We start from the raw sequence: 20424 nt of genomic DNA, 5'->3' as shown, positions 1-20424 counted from the left end.
CGCAAATGGCTTCGCTTTCCTAGGGGCGCTGCTGGAGCCTCCTCGGCTACGCCTGCGGGGTCTCCACCTAGCGCTGTCTCCCTCAGGAGTCTGCGCCATTTGCTCCAATCCACAGCTAAATATCCACTACACATAGTATTTCTGTTTTTCAGTGGCTTAGCTACGCCTGCGGGGTCTCCACCTAGCGCTATCTCCCTCAGGAGTCTGCGCCATTTGCTCCAATCCACAGCTAAATATCCACTACACATAGTATTCTGTTTTTCAGTGGCTTAGCTACGCCTGCGGGGTCTCCACCTAGCGCTATCTCCCTCAGGAGTCTGCGCCATTTGCTCCAATTCACAACTATGATTCACTAGGAACTTCAATTTCTTTATAACCTAATCATTTTTCATTGTTCCACTTAACAGAATAATGAGATAATGTAGGGGAAATGCAAAGGGGGATGACAGATGAGTATTACGATGGATCTGATTAATAGATGGGATGATGAGGATTGTTTAAAGAAGTATCGTGAAGAATTTTACATAAATGAAGGTTCTATTTATATGGATGGTAATTCGCTTGGGCTTTTATCGAAGAGGGCAGAATCATCACTTCTGAGGCTCTTGGATTCATGGAAACAACATGGTATTGATGGTTGGACGAGCGGGGAGGAGCCGTGGTTTTATTTTGCTGAAAAGCTTGGCGAATTAAGTGCGCCGCTTGTAGGTGCGAAAAAGCAGGAAGTGATGGTTACAGGTTCTACCACAAGTAATCTTCATCAATTGTTGGCGACTTTCTATCATCCAAAAGGGAAGCGGACGAAGATTGTGGCGGATGAGTTGAATTTTCCTTCCGACATATATGCGATTCAAAGTATTTTAAAATTGAAAGGTTTACTACCGGAAGAACATCTCATTCAAGTGAAAAGCAGGGATGGACATACCATCTGTGAAGAGGATATCATCCGACAACTTAATGAAGAGGTGGCCATTCTTATTTTACCTACAGTTTTGTATCGAAGTGGTCAGCTGTTTGATATAAAAAAAATCACCAAAGCAGCTCATGAAAAAGGCGTTATAGTCGGTTGGGATGGATGCCATTCTGTTGGAGCCATTCCACATGAATTTCACCTATGGGAAGTTGATTTTGCTTATTGGTGCAATTATAAATATTTAAACTCCGGTCCAGGAGGGGTTGGGGCATTGTTTGTCCATGAAAAACATTTTGATAGAACACCGGGGTTAACTGGCTGGTTTGGTTCGGATAAACAAAAGCAGTTTGATATGGAGCATTCGTTTACACCTGCTGCCACAAGTGGTGCCTATCAAATTGGGACTCCTCATATTTTCAGCATGGCTCCGTTGTTAGGCTCTTTACAAATGTTTGAAGAAATCGGAATGAAGAAAATCAGGCATAAATCACTCCGTCAAACGAGATTGATGATGGAACTAATTGAGCAAGAGCTTTCGGCATATGGGTTCAAAGTGACCAATCCAATGGATGACGTTTGTCGTGGAGGCCATGTAAGTCTTGAACATCCAGAAGCTGCTCGCATATGTAAAGCATTGAAGGAGCTTGGAGTGGTGCCAGATTTCCGTAAGCCCAATATCATCCGGCTAGCTCCAGTTGCATTATACTCCACGTATAAAGATGTTTATGAAACGGTGCAAATTCTGCGAACGATTATGGATGAAAAACATTATGAAAAATACTCCAACGAACGGGAAGTAGTTGCTTAAGGAGGCAAGGTGATGAAAATGTATGATATATCTAGACAGCTTAGTGAGAATACTCCTACTTGGCCAGGAGATACTCCGTTTCACTATCAAGTTAACTGGTCAAAGCAGCATACAGGGTCTGTTAATGTGGGCAGTATAAAAATGAGTGTTCATACAGCAACTCATGTGGATGCACCATTTCATTTTGATGACAAGGGAAAGCGGATGGATGAGTTGGACCTTTGTATTTTCAAAGGTCCGGCCGTCGTTGTGGATGTAAGAGGACATCATATTATTGAAAGAAAGCATGTTGAAGAAGCTTTTAAGCAACACCATGCAAAACGAATTCTCTTTCGAACGGATGCATGGGAGGACGAAGGAGAGTTTCCTGAACGAATACCAACGCTATCGTTAGGAGTGGTAGAACTGTTGAAGGAAATGGAAGTCCCTTTAATTGGTGTAGACCTTCCTAGTGTAGATGTGTTGGATAGCAAAGACCTACCGATTCATCACAGCTTGCATCAAGCCAACATTTGTATACTGGAGGGAATTGATTTACGTGATATTAAAGAAGGCGAGTACGAGTTGATTGCCCTGCCTTTGAAAATAAAGGGTGCGGATGGAAGCCCAGTTAGAGCGGTGCTTTTAGAAAAATAAGTGGTAGAAATTTGCTTTCCCTTCTTTGTTTTCATAAAATAGACAGTAATCTATTATGGTGAGGTACAAAGATGAAAAAATGGCAAAAGATCAGTTTAGTTATCTTAGGAATTGTTGTGGGTGTAGCGGCTGCAGCATGTCTATTTTTGATTGCAACACCTTATAAATTAATAAATGATGACAGCTTGGATTCAACAGACAATGTCACAATTAAAGAAAACAATGGTTGGATTTCTTTCTTTCCAACGGTAGAAAATGATGAAGCAGGCATCATCTTCTATCCTGGTGGAAGAGTAGAAGCTGCCGCTTATGCCCCATTGGCAAAGATGGTAGCAGAGCAAGGGGTCCCTTTTATCATCGCAAAGATGCCTTTGCACCTTGCAGTATTTAATTCAGATAAAGCGGACAAGATTGTTGACGAGTATGATGATCGCGAGTGGATTGTGGCAGGTCATTCCCTTGGCGGAGCGATGGCTGCAAAATATGTGGCGAATAATCCCGATAAGGTTACAGGTTTAATCTTAATGGCGGCATATCCATCAGAAGATGACGATTTATCATCTTTTAAAGGAGAGGTCATTACTTTTGAAGCCCAACTGGACGGTGTTATTGATGATGAAAAATTAACTAAAGCTGATTCACGGCTTCCATCTCAGACTTATACATTTATCATTCAAGGCGGCAATCATTCTCAGTTTGGAGACTATGGCCTTCAAAAGGGGGATAATGAAGCAAGCATCCCCAAAGAGGAACAATGGAAACGAATCGTACAAGGTATCGTGAGGAGCTTTTAATGCTCCTCCTTTTTTATGCATTAATTAATGATTCCCGTTCCTGTTATTTCCACCGTCACATTCGGAACGATTTCTATGGTCGGATATACTTCCCTCCACTTCATTTCTTCCCATGTCTTATTGTGGTGCACTTTCATATGCTGCCCGATTTTTAATACATCACTATTGGCATCTTGAATGATTTTTATCACTTCTTCAGACTTGGCCATAAAATGCTGGGTCGCTTTTTCTTCGAGATCCTTTACCTTCTTTTTATCCAACAGATGATTTTTCGGATACTCGGCAATCGCACCTGTTATTTTTAAATCTATCGTCACTTTAATATCAGTTGGAGAATGGACGGTTGTTTTAAAATGACTTTTCGCTTTGGAGATACTTAATGTCATATGTTGATTCTGTGGATTATCCTCTTCTGGGTGGACGAGCATATTGACTTGTGCCCTTTTCCCTTTTTCATTAGCAAGCAAAAGTAAGATCGTTGATAGTCTGTCGTTAAGTGTAATTCCGGTAAAGCTCTTATCGCTGATTAATCCCATGCCTATTACTTCAATATGATCCGATTCAATCTTTTTAATGACTGGCAGAGTAAAGTCAGCGCTTGGATCAAACATGGTAGGACAAACAGTTTGGACGGTTTCGTTTTTGATGATAGTATTGTTTTCTGCTGTTTCCAAAAGGTCTGAAATAGCTTCTGTTAACAGGGTTTCTTTAATTGTCTTCATCTGTATGATGTCTTGCCCCTTTCCTTGAACAATGGCAAGCCTTGCCCCTAATGGAGCCTTTGGGTCGCGATATAAGATGTCCAGGATGGAATAGATATCCTTTTTGGCCAGGTCCTCACCCATTAGATACGCTCTCATCTTGCTGGGTGAGAATTCTCCTGGAATTCTCCTATCAAACGCTAATCGGGTATCCCTCAATGTAATTCCTTTACCTTCTACCACTGCAACAGTTGCTTGGCCAGGTTTTCCTCCCACACTTAATTTTTCTGACTCCCTAATAGCAATATGAGAAATGATGGAACCATCTTCTCCTACATCAAAAGCAACAGTAAACACTAGTTTCAAATCTTTTAACAGGCGTTGGTCCCAACAGCCTGCTAGGAGAAGCAGTGCCAATAGTAAACAAACAATAATACTAAAACTTCGCCGATTCATTGATCTTCCTCCTATTCATTTTCTTTTTAACTAAAGCAATTAGTAAGAAGAAAAGTGGCAATATAAAGGCAAAAACAAAGATTACGTACTGAAAGATTTTATTAATATCTTCAATAATAAATTTATTTTGTAGAAAGAAACCTGAAATGAATATTGGGAAGACAATTATTGGTACAAATGGTGCATGTGATTGGGTATGGAACAATTCCTTTAGCCCTTTGCTGGCTTGATACAAGTAAATGATGAACGAATTTGTCATAGGAATCACCCAAATAGACAAGAAAATAAGGTCTAATCTTTCAATAACTTCAAATGATATAGCTTTTAACATATATAAGACAGGCTCTGGAACGAGTGTTATTTCTTCAGGGCTGAAGATAATTAAGCTTGTAAACACAAGGAAACCATAAATGAGCACAGTTGTTATATTGGCGAAGGTGAGCGTTTTGGCTGTTTTTTGTTTATTTTTTATCATAGGGTAAATGAGGAGGATGAGCTCAAAGCCAGTCAAAGCAAGTAATACGTCCTTGATTGCAAGAATAATATTTTTTATTCCACTCTGACCAACAGGTAATATGTAGGCAATATTTGCATCCCGATAAACGGTTGCAATAAGTAAAATGAAAAAGACTATAATGCCTGTAGTTAATCCAAAAAACCTTGCGATGATTAATATATTGTCCGTCGCTAAATAAACAGCAATGATAATAATCAGTAAATAAAGTACCCAAAATGGCGTTAGGGGTAGTATCCATTTGTTGATGAGTCCGGTTTGTAATACAGCTACAAGCCCTGCAACCGCTGTGAAATAAAGGGTATAGGATACGATAAGAAAACTTCCAAATACCTTGCCAAAAAGATGCCGTAAAATTTGGAAGAAATTTTTTTCGGGAAAGCATCTCGAAAGGGTTAAAGAGATCATCATCCAAAGTTGAATGACAAAACCCGCCATAAGTGTGGAAATCCATCCATCTCCTTTTGCAGTACTGTGGACAGCGAAAGGTAAAGAGAGGATACCAACGCCAATTTGGGCCTGAATAATTAGGAAAAACAATTGCCCTTGACTGATGTTTACTTTACTGCCTTTTTGCATAGGAAAACTCCTTATGTTACCTTCTTATTTTTCTTTTGTGGCATCGTATCATTAGGTCTCGTTTTAAAAAGGGGGAATGGCACTCTAATTAACGTGTCTTTCATTTCTGACCACCTTAATGTGGAGAGTGGTGCGAAATAAGGTGTCCCAAACGACTCCAGTTTACATAAGTGGATAAGTAGAAACATAAAAAAGAAACTCATCCCAATTAAGCCAAACATAGCTGCCATGAACATAAACGGGAATCCCAACAATCTTATGGCGGAGCCCATCTCTGTAATCGGTACGATAAAAGAAGAAATGGCTGTAATGGCAACCACAATAATCATCGTATTAGATACAAGGTTCGCCTCTACCACAGCAGTCCCAATAACCAAACCTCCTACAACCCCAATGGTTTGCGCGATTCTGCTTGGAAGCCTGATAGAAGCTTCTCTCAATATCTCTAACGTAATCTGCATGCCCAAAGCCTCAATCAGTGGAGGATATGGGACATTCTCTAAGGAGGTTTTAATAGAAAACACAATTTCTGTTGGTAGAACTTCAAAATGAAACGATACAATGGCGATATATAATGCAGGAAGAGCAATAGAAATCAGGAATCCCATAATCCTGATAAAACGAATAAAAGATCCATAATACCACCTGCTGTTGTAATCATCAGGTGATTGATAAAAAGTGAAGAAAGTGGTGGGAGCAATTAACGCACCTGGGCTGCTATCGGACATAATGGCAATTCTTCCGTCCATTAAATTAGCTACTATACGGTCAGGTCTTTCTGTGCTTAGCATGGTTGGGAATATAGAAGTGTTGTTACTGACAAATTCTTCAATGTAGCCTGGTGCCAATACAATATCCATATTAATCTCAGACAGTTTTTGCTCGATAAGGGAAACGGTTTTTTTATTTGCTATATGATCTAAGTAGATTAATCCAATTTTTGTATGAGAATCATTGCCGACGTAGATGTATTTTACTTTCAGTTTCGGATTATGTATACGTTTTCTTATTAGTGAAATATTGGTAGACAGGGATTCAACAAATCCATCATGTGCACCTCGAATGATTCCTTCTGTTTCGGGTTCCTTGATTGGTCTTTCGCTAAATACTGGGACCTCAAAAATGTAAGCGAGATCTGAATTCTGGCTAAGTACAATACAACAGCCCTCAAGAAGGCGTTGAGTTAGCTCTTTAATACTATTTGATTCTTTGACTAAAGAGAGAGCTTGTTTTTCATCGTTATTACTGATTCCACTTTCCTTAAGAGGCTCTAAAACCCTTTTTTGAACAAGCTTTTTATCAATGATTGTTTCAATATAAACTAAATAGGATTCCTTACCTTGTAGGTGGAGATATTCCATGATGAAATCCTCTGAATGGACAAACCTTTCTCTTAAGTGAAAAAGGTTTTCTTCGAGTTTTGTCGTTAATATGAGTGGATCATTATTCGTCATGGTATTCTTCACCACTTTCAAAGCTTAATAGTTCGATTTACTTTATTTTCCTATGTCAAGGTGGTAATTATGCATAGTAGAAGAAGTTCTTTTGTTATACTTAAAGAAAATTGGTCTCAGAGGTTATTAGATGAAAAAATTATCCGTATCAGTTAGAAAACTTGTTGAATTTGTCATGATGGGTGGAAGCATTGATTCGAGATTTACAGGATCTAATGTTATGCAAGAGGGCACGAGGACCCACCAAAGACTGCAAGCTGAGAGAGGAGATAATTATGAAAAAGAAGTGTATCTCTCCATCGAATTGCAAATAGAAGACTATGAACTACATGTTGAAGGAAGATGCGATGGAATCTATCGCAATCAAAATCAAGTCATCATAGAGGAAATAAAAACAACTGCGAGGGATTTGAACACATTAACCGAAGAAGATTATCAAGCATACTGGGCACAGCTGAAAATGTATGCGTATATATATTGTTTAAAAAATGAACTAGATATCATAACAGTCCACATGGTATATGCCAAAAGGGAAAACAAGGACGAAAAGACTTTTGAAAAACAGTTTGAGATGAAGGAACTCCAGTTGTTTGTTGAGGAACTAACAAAAGAGTACCTAACTTTTCAAAAACTATTATGGAAATTTAAACAAAATAGAAACGAGAGTATTTCAACACTGACATTTCCGTATGAATCTTATCGAACCGGTCAAAGAGATTTGGCAAAAGCAGTTTATAAAACAATTCGCGAAGAAAAAAGGTTGTTTGCAAAAGCAGCTACTGGAATCGGGAAAACGATTGCCACCATTTTTCCGGCTGTACTTTCTCTGCAGGAGGGGAAACAAGAAAAAATAATGTATCTTACTGCAAAAACTGTCACAAAGACGATAGCAGAAGAGGCATTTAGGCTTCTTGTTGAAAATGGGTTGAACTTGAAAACTGTTACCATCACTGCGAAAGAAAAAATATGCTTTCAAGAAGAAACCATTTGTCAAAAGGAATTTTGTCCTTTTGCAGATGGTTATTATGACCGTTTAAAGGAAGGAATTGAAGATATTCTTGAGAATGAACGTTTGATGGATAGGAGAACCATTGAGGTATATGCAACCAAACATCAGCTCTGTCCATTTGAGTTTTCGCTTGACCTTGCGATGTTTGCTGATGCAGTAATTTGTGATTATAATTACTTTTTTGATCCTAAAGTACGGCTGCAACGGTGGGGAGATTTCCATAAGGAGACGATTCTGTTAATAGATGAAGCACATAATCTTGTGGACAGATCACGTGAGATGTTCTCCGCTTCTTTGTCCAAGTCCGTTTTTTTACAGGCTGCAAGACAAGTAAAGGGGACAGATAAAGAATTGTACTTGAAGATTAAAGCAGTCAATGACTCTTTGTTAAAGTGGAAAAAGGAACTTCTCATCACAAACCATTTTGTATTTGATGAGAAGCCGTCCCTTATAATAGAAGTACTGGTTGCAGCAGTGGAAGCTTGTGAACAATGGTTGGTTCGAAATCCTTCGGGGATGGCTCATCCAGAAATATTGGAAGCCTATTTTGAAGGGCAGGATTTTCTAAGAATAGCAAAAGCCTATAACGAGCGATATAAAACCATTGTGACGATCTATAAGAGTGAAGTGTCGGTAAAGCTTGCTTGTATGGACTCTTCTGCTGCTATAAAAGAGTCGACAAGTAAGGCAGTTGCAACGGTATTCTTCTCTGCAACCCTTCATCCGCTAGGTTACTTTCAAACCGTTTTGGGAGGGGAGGAGCAAGATTATCATCTATCGATTCACACACCCTTTCATCCCGAACAAATGAAGATTTATGCCAAAAATATTTCAACCAAATACCAAGATAGAGAAAAATCCATCTTACCTATTGCCGAGACGATTAGGGAGGTGTTTCATGCAGAAAAAGGCAATTTTCTTGTCTTTTTTCCTTCGTATGAATATTTATCTTTGGTTTTTGAAAGATACGAGAAGTTCGCGTTGGAAGACTCCATTGAAACACTTGTTCAGCAACCTGTCATGACAGAAACGGAAAGAGAAAAGTTTCTAGAGTGCTTCAACCCTGCAAGAGAAGGGACCTTTATAGCGTTTGCCGTGCTGGGAGGAATTTTTTCTGAAGGAATTGATTTAAAAGGGGACCGTTTGAAGGGTGTGGGAATTGTTGGCGTAGGCTTACCGAGAATATCTATGGAAAGGGATGTCATGAAAGAGCATTTTCAAAAGCAAGGTCAGAACGGTTTTGATTTTGCCTATGTTTATCCTGGCATGAATAAGGTGCAGCAAGCAGGGGGACGGTTAATTCGAAGTGAAGAAGACACTGGATTCATTCTGTTTATCGATGATCGTTACTTCCAATCAAAGTATAGGAGTCTTCTTCCTCCGGAGTGGCAAAATTTCATTCGGAAATAAAATTTAAGAATAATTTACAATAGCTTTATCCTGTATCAATATTCTTTGGGTATATTCTAAGTAATTAGGATCGTAGACCTAAACCTTACCTTTTTGCATATAGCCTTTGAAAGGGAAGTGAATGATAATGAGCAGGAAACTCCAACAGGCGTTAGAGCAGCAACGTGAGTATTATATAAATAAACTTCTTTTAATCGGGGTGTATGACTCGTTGGTGTTGGATGGGATGACAATGTCTGAGTTAAAGACAGAGTACAATTATTTCTTTTATGATGTTCCGAGTAAGAAAGTCAGTCCAATAAAGAAGGCATAACCTTAATTGCTAGGGTTATGCCTTCTTGTACATTTATAGTAGCACATTAACTTGTTTCACTCGGTTGCAGGCGCTTCGCTTTCCGCGGGCGGTTCGGGAGCCTCCTCGGCTCGCTGAAAGCCACTGAGGAAGACATTGATTTTGAAATTTTACCATACACCGCTGTTGATTTCCGCAAATGGCTTCGCTTTCCTAGGGGCGGTTCGGGAGCCTCCTCGGCTACGCCTGCGGGGTCTCCACCTAGCGCTATCTCCCTCAGGAGTCTACGCCATTTGCTCCAATCATCAGCTAGGAATCATAATAAACTTTACGTTATCAGTTTTTCAGTGGCTTCCCTCGCTGCGGGGTCTCAAGCTACCGCTATCTCCCTCAGGAGTCTTCGCCATTTGCTCCAATCACCAGCTAGAAATCATTAAAAACTTTAAAGTGGCCATAGCATGCCTTCGTTGTCTCCCTTGTCCCTTCCTCCCGCAGGACAAGGAAGGCTACGGCAGTAATTTATCGCACGAAGAAAAGCGTTAGCATTTTGAAGGAGTCTACGCGCCTTCCACTTCGTTCAACTATGTTACAGGGTTATGCCTTTTCGCCTCGTAGGCTGTATTGTTTTGGTTTTTCTTTTTCTTCTTGTGGGCTTTCAATATGGAGTGTTCTGGTTGGGAAGGCTACGACTACGTCTTCTTCCTCAAGGATCTCCATGATTCGGAAGTTTATATCCTCTTTTACTTCTAGATATTCGCCCCACATGACAGATTTCGTAAAGAAGTAGAGGAAGATATCTAAGCTGCTAGCTCCAAAACTATCAAAGCGGACTAGAATCGTTTCTTGATCAATTGCTTCATGGTTGCGAAGCATATTCTCTATTCTTCGCACGACTCTTTCTAAACTAGTGCGTGTTGTATCATACTGTACGCCAAGCTTAAAGGTTATTTGTCGTTTGCCCATTTTCGACCAGTTTGTGATAGGTTCGTTTGATAATGTTGCATTGGGAACGGTAACCACGGCTTGAGCAAAAGTCCTTACTTGTGTACTGCGGAAAGAGATATCCTCTACTACACCTTCAACACTTGGAGTCTTAATCCAGTCCCCCATCGTAAAAGGTTTTTCGGTTACGATGATAAAACCACCTAATAAGTTTTTAAGGGATTCCTGTGCGGCCAAGGCAAAGGCGAGTCCACCCAGTCCTAAACCTGCTACGATTGCACCAACATCATATTCCCACACTTCCAATACAATACTGAATGCAAGAGCAATTAGAATAAATCTCAATACTTTCGTTACAAACGGCATGACAATTTTGTCTACTTCAAATTCTAATCTAGTGGAAAGGTTGGTAAATAGATTAGAAGAATAAGGAATGAAATTGAATATACCCCAAGCAAACAGTCCAATAATAGAAGATCGTATCAATTTAGATAATGTCTGCGCCTCCATTAATGAGAATGGTGCTGTTTTTAAGGCGAAAAATATCCCAAGTATCACAAAGAACATTCTCACTGGTTTATTAAATGCAAGTACGATATACGTAAATAAATCAGTGGGTGTCTTTTGTGAAATGGCCAAAAGACCTTTAAAGAAGTACTTTGTAAACAATTTTCTCCATAAAAGGAACAATAAGAGTATGAGTAGGGAAACCCCCATATCAATCCAGAAATTCAAATCCGTCCAATAATCAGCAGTCCAGATACTGTTGAACCAATCAATTGTTTTATTCACAGGCACAAACCTCCTTAGGGTGGGTGCATTTAATATAGTTTATTGACAAATGAACGTTTATCGAATCTATCATAAATAACTATATTACTACGAAGTTATTAAGATTTCAACGGATAGCCTAGAGGTACACTAACTCTAGCTTTTAGGGTAAGGAATTTATGTAAGAAGAGAAGGCATGTGCAAACATTTCCACCGATTAGAAGTATAGTTATTATATTTCTAGTTGTTGATTAGAGAGAAGGTGAAGACTCCTCGAAAATGCTACGCATTTTCTTAGGGCGATGTATCGCTGCCGAAGCTTTCCGTGTCCTGGGGGGAAGTAGGGATAATGTTAAGACCCTGAAGCGTTGGAGGCCACTGAAAAGTACATGACTTTATTTTTTTCTTAAACACCGCTGTGGATTTCCGCAAATGGCTTCGCTTTCCTAGGGGCCCTGGTGGAGCCTCCTCGGCTACGCCTGCGGGGTCTCCACCTAGCGCTATCTCCCTCAGGAGTTCTCGCCTTTTGCTCCAATCCACAGCTAGGAATCGTAAAAAACTTTATGTTATCAGTTTTTCAGTGGCCTCAAGCGTTGTGAGGAAGCTCAAGGTTGACCCGTGGAAAGCGAAGAAATTTTGGGGAAACCCAGAGCGGAGTTCTATTTAATATTAAGCTTGTCGAAAGTTCTCGACAGGCTTTTTTATATTCTTTAAAATAGGAGAAGTGTGCATTTACGATTGTTAGGGGTTAGGATATGAATAAAACAAGCATGAACAAAACGATTCCAGGAATATTACTCATCCTAGTGATTTCACTAATCGCCAAACTACTCGGTGGATTTTTCCCGTCAATTGGTGGAGTTCTATTCGCCCTATTAATAGGAATCATCATCCGTAACAGTTTTGAACTTAATGAAAAATATAATATAGGAATTTCTACTGTTGTGAAGAAATGGCTGAAGATAGCGATTGTTCTTTTAGGTGCGACGTTAAGCTTTGGCAGTATTTTAGATATTGGGGCTCAATCCATTCTGGTTATCGTACTAGTTGTTTCTGGAGGGATAGCAGTAACCTTATTGGTTGGTAAACTGTTGAAAATAGACAAGATATTAGCCTTGTTGATTGGAGTCGGGACCAGTATTTGTGGTGCAACAGCCATTTCCGTCGTCAAGGGGGTAGTGCAGGCAAAGGAAGCCATTGTTGCGTATGCCATATCCACTATCTTCTTCTTTAATATTTTGGCAACATTCCTATACCCTGTTCTTGGACAATGGCTACAGTTATCCATTATGCAAATGGGGATTTGGGCAGGTACATCCATTCATGATACTTCATCTGTAGTAGCTGTAGGGTATTTGCTTGGAGATGAGGTAGGGGATGTTGCTACAACTGTCAAACTTGTTCGTACATTGTTCATTCTTCCTCTCGTTCTGGCGATTTCATTTATAATGGTTCGCAGAAATGACAATACACAAAGTTTGAAAGGGGCCATTCCGTTTTTTATCTTCGGCTTTTTATTCATGAGCGGTATGTATTCAACCGGTCTCATCACAGAAGCAGTTAGCGGATATATGGGAGCTATTGCGAAATTCCTAATAATAATGGTCATGGCTGGGGTCGGTCTTCAGGTAAGGTGGAAGAATATTCGCGGCCTAGGACTGAAACCTTTTGTTGCTGGTTTTATCGCTTCTGTTTTTGTTGGTGTGACTAGCTTACTGTTTGTTCTCTATTTTTTGTAACCTTTATTAAGAAATAGCATCCTTTTTATCCATATAATCTGCGGTCTGTTCCAACAGTTTGGTTCTTAATGAAGCCAGATAAAAGGGAGAAATCATCGATGTAATATCCTGCCAAGACTCCAGTGTTGGACGGAAAACAATCAGCTTAGACACTTGCATCGTTCGTTTTCCTAAAAATAGTCGGTATTTACGGCTATCTTTTGGCTCTGTTTCGTCCAAAAACTCAATAATGATGCAGTCATCTAATTCTATAATGGGATGGACCACGGCAAAGGCTTGCACGACAATCACCTTTTCCTTTTTTAGTGTCCATCCTTTCCAATATTACTCCCTGCTATACCTTGCGCATTCTACAGCTAGCATTTCATCCTATTGGCCCAATTGTTTTAGCGAGGATAGCACGTCTTGAAATGGTTGTGTTGTTTTACTTGTAGCGAAATCTTCAAAAGGATCACCAAGTTTTTTCAACCTTTCTTGTACAGAGAATAACGTGAATTCTTCTGGTCTCAAGCTTTCTTTTACTTCCCTCCAATACAAGGGTGTAGCAACTGTTGGCAAGTCATTCCCTCTAAGCGAATAAGGGGCAATGATTGTTTTGCCCTCAGCGTGCTGCACATAATCCACATATACTCTATTTCCTCTATGCTTTTTTAAACGTTCCACAGTAAAGAGAGTAGGTTCTTTGGAGACTAAGTAATTTGCAATGAATGCAGTAAATTGTCTGGTATCTTGATAGGTAAATTGTCCATCAGGTAAAGGGATGTATACTTGGAGCCCTTTTCTTCCTGACGTTTTTACGAAAGAACGTAAACCGAGTTGATCAAAAACTTCCTTCATTATTATCGCTCCTGTTATTGCGATGGAAAAATGCTCTTTCGATGGAGGGTCCAAGTCAAATACAATTTCACTCGGCTCACTTGTTAGAACAGTTTGAAAGGGCACGTGAAATTCCAGTGCAAGCTGATTGCCAAGCCAAATTAAGGTTTCCATATTGTTGCATAAAATAAAGTTAATGTCTTGATCAACATGAGTCTCTACAAAGGGAGGGGCATAATCAGGGCAATTCTTCTGATAAAAACTTTCTCCGGACATACCATGCGGAAAGCGAATGACTGTCATTGCTCTGTCTTTTAAAAATGGAAGCATATAAGGAGAGCAATGAGAAAGAAAATCGATAAAGGCCTGTTTAGTCACCAATGGCTCTTCCCAAAGGGGCTTATCTGGGTTTGTGATGGGAACAGAAGCAGGAAGTGTTGGTTTAAATAATGTTTCAAGGGAACACTCCTTCACCTCTACATCAAAGCGGAAACGACTAAATTCTGGGTGTCTTAATTGGTTCTGATAAATTTCGAGATAATATATTTCAACGCAAATACCTGGCTTTACATAAACAAATTTAGCATCTTCGTTGTAGCTGTATTGCTTGATAACTTCAATCAGTGCAGATCTCTCCTCAGATGTTAGTCCATGTGAAAAAAGACCAATACCTTCCACTTCATCCCCTTTAAAAACACCAATATGAAAGTAACCGTTTTCTTTTTGATAAGCAGTGATGAAACATGTTACTGCTTTATAATTTTTTACTTTTATCCAATCTGTTGTTCGTTTTCCTAAGGAGTATGTACTGTTAATTTTTTTGGCAATTAGTCCTTCACCATGCTCAAATTTGATTTGCTCCCATAATTCCTCCGAGTTGTTTGAGAAAGGAACATACTGAAGTCTTGAAACGTTCTTCACAACTGGAGAAAGAGGTAACCCTGTCTGTTCAAAAAGGTGGAAAAGTGTTTTTTTGCGTTCTGTAAATTTTTTTTGGATTAGAGTATCTCCTTTTAGTTCTAGTAGGTCGAAGGCTAAAAGTGTGGCTGGATGTTCGTTCGATAGCTTGCTAATTCTATCCTTTGTTTTACTTCTACCTCTTTTTTGTAAGATTTGAAAATTCGCCTTTTGTGGGGACGTTAACACAGTAAGTTCACAGTCTATTATGAGGGGAAGCACCCTTTTCCAGGCATCCATAAGCGTTAAGTCTTTTAGAAAATGGACGATCTCTGGAAAGGAAGCTGAAAGTTCCGTTCCACCTCTGCTTTGGAGACTAATGTTATGGTTGTCTAAGACAGCGATACATCGATATCCGTCATACTTGACCTCATATACCCAGTCCTTCCCTTGTGGAGGATGTTGATGAAGTGTTGGTAGCATCGGTTTAATCATGATAATAGTTCCTTTCCTAATAAGTCGAGCAATGTTTTAGAAGAAAGCATCTAACTTATGAGCTAGATGCTTTCTTTTTTCTGGTTGTCCGCTTTTTGGGTTGGGAGCTGGCTGTTTTCTTTTCTGAAAACTCCGCTTTTGTTTCCGTCTTTTTTTTCTTTACGGATTTCTCGCCCTGATCTTTCGTTCTTTCAATGCTTGCTTGTAATGCACTCATTAGGTCTACTACATTAGATTTGTCTGAATCAATAGGAGTCGTCGTTCCCTCTTCTTTATTAATTTTTTCTTGTACCAGTCGGAGCACTGCTTCTCTGTAATCATCATGGTACTTTTCAGGTTCAAATTCAGTAGTTAACTGATCAATTAACGTAATGGCAGTATCGAGCTCTTTTTTGTCCACATCTTTTCTTTCAGGGACGCTTGGCACATCTGCGACATTCCTAACCTCATCAGGATAGTGTACTGTTTCCATTACGAGACAATCCTTATAAACACGGACAATCGCGAGTTGTTGTTTAGAACGAATGGTTATTTCTGCAACTCCAATTTTCTTTGAATCCTCTAAAGCTTCTCTTAATAATGAATAGGCCTTACTGCCGTTCTCCCCTGGTCCTAAGAAGTATGAGCGATTAAAATAAATAGGGTCGATGTCTTCGAGCTTAACAAAATCAATTATTTTTACACTTTTGTCTTCGTGTTCTTCTTTTAATTGTTTCAACTCTTCATCAGACAAAATGACATATTTCCCTTTCACATACTCATACCCTTTTACTAAGTCGTCCTGTTCCACTTCTTTTTCGCAATTCGGACAGACTTTCTCGTATTTAATGGGGCTGTGGCATTCCTTATGCAATGTTCTTAGCTTAATGTCTTTGTCTTCCGTGGCAGAATACATCTTTATCGGTATGTTGACTAATCCGAAGCTAATGGAACCTTTCCACATTGTGTGCATGCTGTATCACCTAAATTATCTTAATATTTTGATAAAAGCACTTTCCAGGTGCTCTAATGTAGTTTATCCTTATTGGTAAAGATGAGTATGATAATTATTGGAAGGGATGTTTTACTATGAGTGGATACTTCTTTACTGGATTTCCAGGATTCATTTGCCAAGAACTGGTCCGTGAATTACTTGCAACACAAGAGAATGTCACCACTATTTTTTTATTAGTACTGCCAACTCAAAAAAACATGTCTGTGCCTATCATCCAAACCTATCAACAACAATTTCCAAAAACCACATTCCACCTTATCGAAGGGGATATTACACAACCAGATTTAAATATGAGTAAGGAAGATCTACTGCTTGTAAAAGAACAAACAAACTATGTTTTTCATCTTGCTGCGATTTATGATTTAGCAGTAAAAAAAGAAATTGCCTATCAAGTGAATGTCATCGGAACAAAGCGGGTGCTTGAATGGGTAAAGAAATGGACAAATCTTGAGAGGTTTATCTATTTCAGTACCGCATATGTCGCTGGAAAAAGGGAAGGGAAGATTCTGGAAACAGAATTATTACATGAGGCTTCATTTAAAAACCATTACGAGGAAACAAAATATTTAGCGGAATTATTAGTGGATAAAGAAAAAGAACAGATACCAATCACGATTATTCGTCCAGGAATTGTAAAAGGACATAGTCTAACTGGGGAAACAACAAAGTTCGATGGCCCTTATTTAATGTTAAATTTCCTTCAATCTCTTCGTTTTTCACCAATAATTCCCCATTTGGGTAAAGGAGTGGCGGAGTTCAATGTTGTCCCAATAGATTATATTGTAAAAAGTACATGCTATCTGGCCCACTCAGACCGTGCTCAAGGGAAAACGCTACATTTGACCAACCCTAATCCTATCTCCATAAGAGAAGCCTATACCGTTTTAATGGAGAAGTTCTTAAAAAGGGAACCAAAAGGATCTATCCCGCTACCATTGGCAAAAACATTTCTACGTGTTCCAACAGCAAGAAAGTGGCTGAAAGTGGAACGAGAAGCATTGGATTATTTCACATGGAAAGGCAGCTTTGACTGTAGGGAAGCAAGAAATATACTGGATGACACTGATATAAACTGCCCACCCTTCCATATAACAGCTGAAATGATGGTAAAGTACTATAACGAACATAAATATGACCAAATGAAACACATTCATATATCATAATTGTATCTGAATTTGGTGGAACCAACATACGAGAAGCAGAAACCCCTTTTTTATCTAAAAGATATGTATGCATAAATTACGGTTGCTTTCCGTTTCATGCGCTTCGCTTGCCTGCGGGCGGTCCGTGAGCCTTTCTCGGCTTGCAGCCTGCGGGTTCTCACCATTCTCTTCCTCTAGAGGGGTTCTACGCGCTTTCCACTCCAATCAACAGCTAGGAATCATAAAAAACTTCACGTTATCATTTTTTCAGAAGCTTCGGCGAAGTGGAGGAGGCTCACGTCAGCCCCTAGGAAAGCGAAGCGATTTGCCCATAGGAACAGAGGGTTAAAACATTCACCCAAAGTTTTAGCATCCGAATCAAAAGAACTAATGGAAGAAGAACAGTAGGTATTTCGAAGTATTCTAAAATTATTTTTTGTCTCTCCCCCGAAAAGATTGAAACATTCACGTAACATTTAAGTGACTAGTCAATAATTATTGACCAAAGCAATAAAGGAGGACAAGAAATTACGCCTAAAAACGACTGAATGGTTACGAAAACACTCACTTTTAGAGAAAATAGAAACCTTTGAATATTTTGATAATGGAATATTGTTACTTATATTAACTTATTATTACAACCGGTCCCGGCTTAACAGGTTTTTACATTGACATTTTATAGATAAAAGTACACCTTATATATAGGACAGGTGACTTTTTCTATGGATGAAAAAGCCTCCTTCTTAATACATGCTTATAAATCATTTATTTTTTTATATGTTTTACGATAAGCAGGAGGAGAGGTGAAGCCGGTGCTGAGCCTACTTTTTAAATTCGGCAAACGACGCACAAAGACTCTTGAAGATGAAGTGCTGGAAATACAAGCTGGCAATATTCAACTACAAAACAATCTAATTGATAAATATAAACCTTTTATCGCTAAAGCAGTGTCATCCGTGTGTAAAAGGTATATAAGTGAAACGGATGACGAATTCAGTATCGGATTGATAGCCTTTAATGAAGCGATAGAAAAATACTCCAAAGACAAAGGCAGCTCCTTGATTTCTTTTGCAGATCTAATCATTAAGCGAAGAGTCATTGACTATATAAGAAAAGAGAGCAAAAACTTTACAGTGACAATGTCCGAGCACGAAGTAGATCAAGATGATTATGCTTCTAATAAAATAGAAGCTACGTTATCTGTAGAAGAATTTAATAAACAGATCGATCAAGAACATCGAAGAGAAGAGATAAAGTATTATCAAACGGTTTTAAATGATTTTGGCCTTAGCTTTGCAGATCTTTTGGAATGCTCACCTAAGCATTCAGATGCAAGACAAAATGCCATTGAGGTTGCATATACACTCGTTCAAAACCAAGACCTGAAAAACCATTTGTTTGAAAAGAAAATGTTACCAATGAAACAATTGGAAGGGTTGGTAGATGTGAGCAGAAAAACAATAGAGCGCAACCGAAAATACATCATTGCCGTTTCCATTATATTATCGGGGGATTATATATATTTGAAAGATTATTTAAAAGGGGCGATTACGAGTGAAAAAAGGGATTGTGCTCGAAGTTCATGATGAACATGTCACCATTCTGACCCCTGAGGGTGAGTTTCTGAAGTCAAGAAAACAAAAGGGGCATGTAGATTTAGGTGAGGAAATCGTTTTTTTTCCTTTGCATAGGGCAGAGACCGGAAAAAAAGTAAAACTAACTTGGGGCTTGCGCGGAAAATGGGCCTTGATTAGTGTTATGACTGCCCTTCTTTTAGCTTTTACTCTGTATCCTAAATATGCAAATAACCAAGTGTATGCGTACGTCTCCGTTGACGTTAATCCAAGCATTGAACTTGGTATAAACAAAGATATGAAGGTTATTTCTATGGAGGCTTATAATAAAGAAGGCGAAGATATTATTAACCAATTGAAAGACTGGGAAAAGCAGGATATCTCCAATGTATCATCACAAATTTTTGATGTTTTTCGCCAAAAGGGCTTTTTAACGGAAAATAGTGAAGTACTTATTGCTTCTGTGTTATCTAATGAAACAAATTCGAGTTGGAAAACCTTAATGCAAGATAAAATTACGACGATCTCGGAAAAAGTTCAAGACGATAAGGTCAGTATTACCACTTTGGAAACTACGATTGAAGAGCGGTCGGATGCATTAAAAGAGGGTATTTCTCCGGGAAAATACATTCAAAAGGAACAAAAAACAGAATTGGTTGACACGGAAGATACGTCCAAGTCACAACCTGCACCAACTATCCCATTGAACCAAAAGCCACTTGAAATTAAGCATACCAATGCAAAAGAAGAGAAAAATGGTCCGTCAAACTTTGTAGAAATAAAGAAGAGTGAAAAAGAAGCGGATAAATATGAGCGTAAAGAATGGCAGGAACACCAAAAATTAGAGAAACAAGAACGACAAGAGGATCGAAAGAACGAACAGGACGACCGGAAAAGAGAGAGAGAACAAAAGCAAGAAGATAGAAAAGAAATACAAGAAGATAGAAAAGAAAAAAGGGAAGAGAAACGAGAAGAAAAGAAACAAGCGCGAGAGGAAAAGAAAGAAATAAAAAAAGAAAAGCAAGAAGATAGGAAAGAAAAGAAAGAAGAAGAGCGAGAAGACAGGAAAGAAAAGAATAAGGAACAAAAAGAAGAAAGAAAAAACCAAATGGAAGAAAAAAAAGAGGATAGGAAAAAAGAAAACAAGGGGAAAAACAACGAGAACGATTAGGTACGGTTGTTCTCTGTAAATCTACATAATTGGAACCCAGAGTAGCTTACTCTGGGTTCTATCCATTCTTATTAAATTATTTACCTTTGATTTGAGATTGTGCTTGTGCTACTAGGCGTTTAGTAATTTCTCCACCAACAGATCCATTGGAGCGTGCAGCAGTGTCAGAACCAAGAGATACACCAAATTCTTGAGCAATCTCATATTTGATTTGGTCAAGAGCTTGCTCGATTCCAGGTACGAGTAATTTATTGCTACGTGCCATTCTTATCACTCCTTTTCATGTTCAGCTTTCAATATAAAAGCTGTAAAATTAG

At 38.9% G+C, this 20424-nt stretch carries 17 protein-coding genes; 9 read left to right on the top strand and 8 right to left on the bottom strand.

Translation table 11 applies throughout. From position 1 onward, the window contains the following. Nucleotides 1–449 precede the first annotated feature (449 nt). From kynU to AAV98_RS14460, 3 genes are all read left to right on the top strand, one after another. Complete coding sequence (gene kynU, locus AAV98_RS14470) at nt 450–1721, top strand: kynureninase (RefSeq protein ID WP_060666261.1); 1272 nt, start codon at nt 450–452, stop codon at nt 1719–1721. 12 nt (nt 1722–1733) lie between these two features. Continuing rightward, nucleotides 1734–2357, top strand: a complete 624-nt coding sequence (gene kynB / locus AAV98_RS14465) for an arylformamidase (RefSeq protein ID WP_060666260.1) — start codon at nt 1734–1736, stop codon at nt 2355–2357. 71 nt (nt 2358–2428) lie between these two features. Beyond that, the gene (locus AAV98_RS14460) at nt 2429–3151 is read left to right on the top strand and encodes an alpha/beta fold hydrolase (RefSeq protein ID WP_060666259.1); all 723 of its coding nucleotides are present in this window, start codon (nt 2429–2431) and stop codon (nt 3149–3151) included. A 20-nt stretch (nt 3152–3171) separates the two neighbouring features. Here the strand turns inward: AAV98_RS14460 and AAV98_RS14455 are convergent, their stop codons facing one another. Genes AAV98_RS14455 through AAV98_RS14445 form a run of 3 tightly spaced genes read right to left on the bottom strand, consistent with a single transcriptional unit; the run spans nt 3172 to nt 6855 of the window. After that, nucleotides 3172–4308: a Ger(x)C family spore germination protein gene (locus AAV98_RS14455; protein ID WP_060666258.1), complete on the bottom strand. Its 1137-nt coding sequence runs from the start codon at nt 4306–4308 to the stop codon at nt 3172–3174. Beyond that, the gene (locus AAV98_RS14450) at nt 4289–5401 is read right to left on the bottom strand and encodes a GerAB/ArcD/ProY family transporter (protein WP_060666257.1); all 1113 of its coding nucleotides are present in this window, start codon (nt 5399–5401) and stop codon (nt 4289–4291) included. Before AAV98_RS14450 ends, AAV98_RS14455 begins: the two co-directional genes overlap by 20 nt. A gap of 11 nt (nt 5402–5412) precedes the next feature. Continuing rightward, nucleotides 5413–6855: a spore germination protein gene (locus AAV98_RS14445; protein WP_060666256.1), complete on the bottom strand. Its 1443-nt coding sequence runs from the start codon at nt 6853–6855 to the stop codon at nt 5413–5415. A gap of 130 nt (nt 6856–6985) precedes the next feature. On the opposite strand from AAV98_RS14445, the gene AAV98_RS14440 reads away from it, so the two are divergent. Together AAV98_RS14440 and AAV98_RS14435 are read left to right on the top strand one after the other, a co-directional pair. Continuing rightward, on the top strand, nt 6986–9274 hold the full coding sequence (locus AAV98_RS14440) for an ATP-dependent DNA helicase (RefSeq protein ID WP_060666255.1): 2289 nt from the start codon (nt 6986–6988) through the stop codon (nt 9272–9274). Between the two features lie 127 nt (nt 9275–9401). Next, nucleotides 9402–9587: a Fur-regulated basic protein FbpA gene (locus AAV98_RS14435; protein ID WP_060666254.1), complete on the top strand. Its 186-nt coding sequence runs from the start codon at nt 9402–9404 to the stop codon at nt 9585–9587. A 573-nt stretch (nt 9588–10160) separates the two neighbouring features. On the opposite strand, the gene AAV98_RS14430 is transcribed toward AAV98_RS14435, so the two are convergent. Beyond that, nucleotides 10161–11300 carry a mechanosensitive ion channel family protein gene (locus AAV98_RS14430; protein WP_197284299.1) on the bottom strand — a complete coding sequence of 380 codons (1140 nt, stop codon included), beginning with the start codon at nt 11298–11300 and terminating at the stop codon, nt 10161–10163. Nucleotides 11301–12034: 734 nt separating this feature from the next. Between AAV98_RS14430 and AAV98_RS14425 the strand changes: the two genes are divergently transcribed. Next, nucleotides 12035–13018: a YeiH family protein gene (locus AAV98_RS14425; protein ID WP_060666253.1), complete on the top strand. Its 984-nt coding sequence runs from the start codon at nt 12035–12037 to the stop codon at nt 13016–13018. 6 nt (nt 13019–13024) lie between these two features. Here AAV98_RS14425 and AAV98_RS14420 read toward each other — a convergent pair whose 3' ends face one another. The 3 genes from AAV98_RS14420 to ku form a co-directional block, all read right to left on the bottom strand. After that, entirely contained in the window at nt 13025–13309 is a 285-nt protein-coding gene (locus tag AAV98_RS14420) for a hypothetical protein (protein ID WP_156317792.1), read from the bottom strand. Between the two features lie 78 nt (nt 13310–13387). Beyond that, entirely contained in the window at nt 13388–15226 is a 1839-nt protein-coding gene (locus tag AAV98_RS14415) for a DNA ligase D (RefSeq protein WP_082380903.1), read from the bottom strand. 55 nt (nt 15227–15281) lie between these two features. After that, entirely contained in the window at nt 15282–16178 is an 897-nt protein-coding gene (ku, locus tag AAV98_RS14410; RefSeq protein WP_060666251.1) for a non-homologous end joining protein Ku, read from the bottom strand. 116 nt (nt 16179–16294) lie between these two features. On the opposite strand from ku, the gene AAV98_RS14405 reads away from it, so the two are divergent. From AAV98_RS14405 to AAV98_RS14395, 3 genes are all read left to right on the top strand, one after another. Then, nucleotides 16295–17383, top strand: a complete 1089-nt coding sequence (locus AAV98_RS14405) for an SDR family oxidoreductase (RefSeq protein WP_060666250.1) — start codon at nt 16295–16297, stop codon at nt 17381–17383. Between the two features lie 782 nt (nt 17384–18165). Then, a complete protein-coding gene (gene sigI, locus AAV98_RS14400) occupies nt 18166–18948 on the top strand; it encodes an RNA polymerase sigma factor SigI (RefSeq protein ID WP_060666249.1) in 783 nt (260 codons plus the stop codon). Beyond that, nucleotides 18917–20107 carry an anti-sigma factor domain-containing protein gene (locus tag AAV98_RS14395; protein ID WP_060666248.1) on the top strand — a complete coding sequence of 397 codons (1191 nt, stop codon included), beginning with the start codon at nt 18917–18919 and terminating at the stop codon, nt 20105–20107. Before sigI ends, AAV98_RS14395 begins: the two co-directional genes overlap by 32 nt. Before the next feature lie 76 nt (nt 20108–20183). Here the strand turns inward: AAV98_RS14395 and AAV98_RS14390 are convergent, their stop codons facing one another. Next, nucleotides 20184–20372, bottom strand: a complete 189-nt coding sequence (locus tag AAV98_RS14390) for an alpha/beta-type small acid-soluble spore protein (RefSeq protein WP_060666247.1) — start codon at nt 20370–20372, stop codon at nt 20184–20186. Between the last annotated feature and the right edge of the window lie 52 nt (nt 20373–20424).

This window comes from Bacillus sp. CHD6a (genome assembly GCF_001293645.1).
Taxonomy (GTDB): domain Bacteria; phylum Bacillota; class Bacilli; order Bacillales; family Bacillaceae_I; genus Sutcliffiella_A.
The sequence above is the reverse complement of the archived record's forward strand: the minus strand, read 5'-3'. Positions and strand labels throughout refer to the sequence as shown.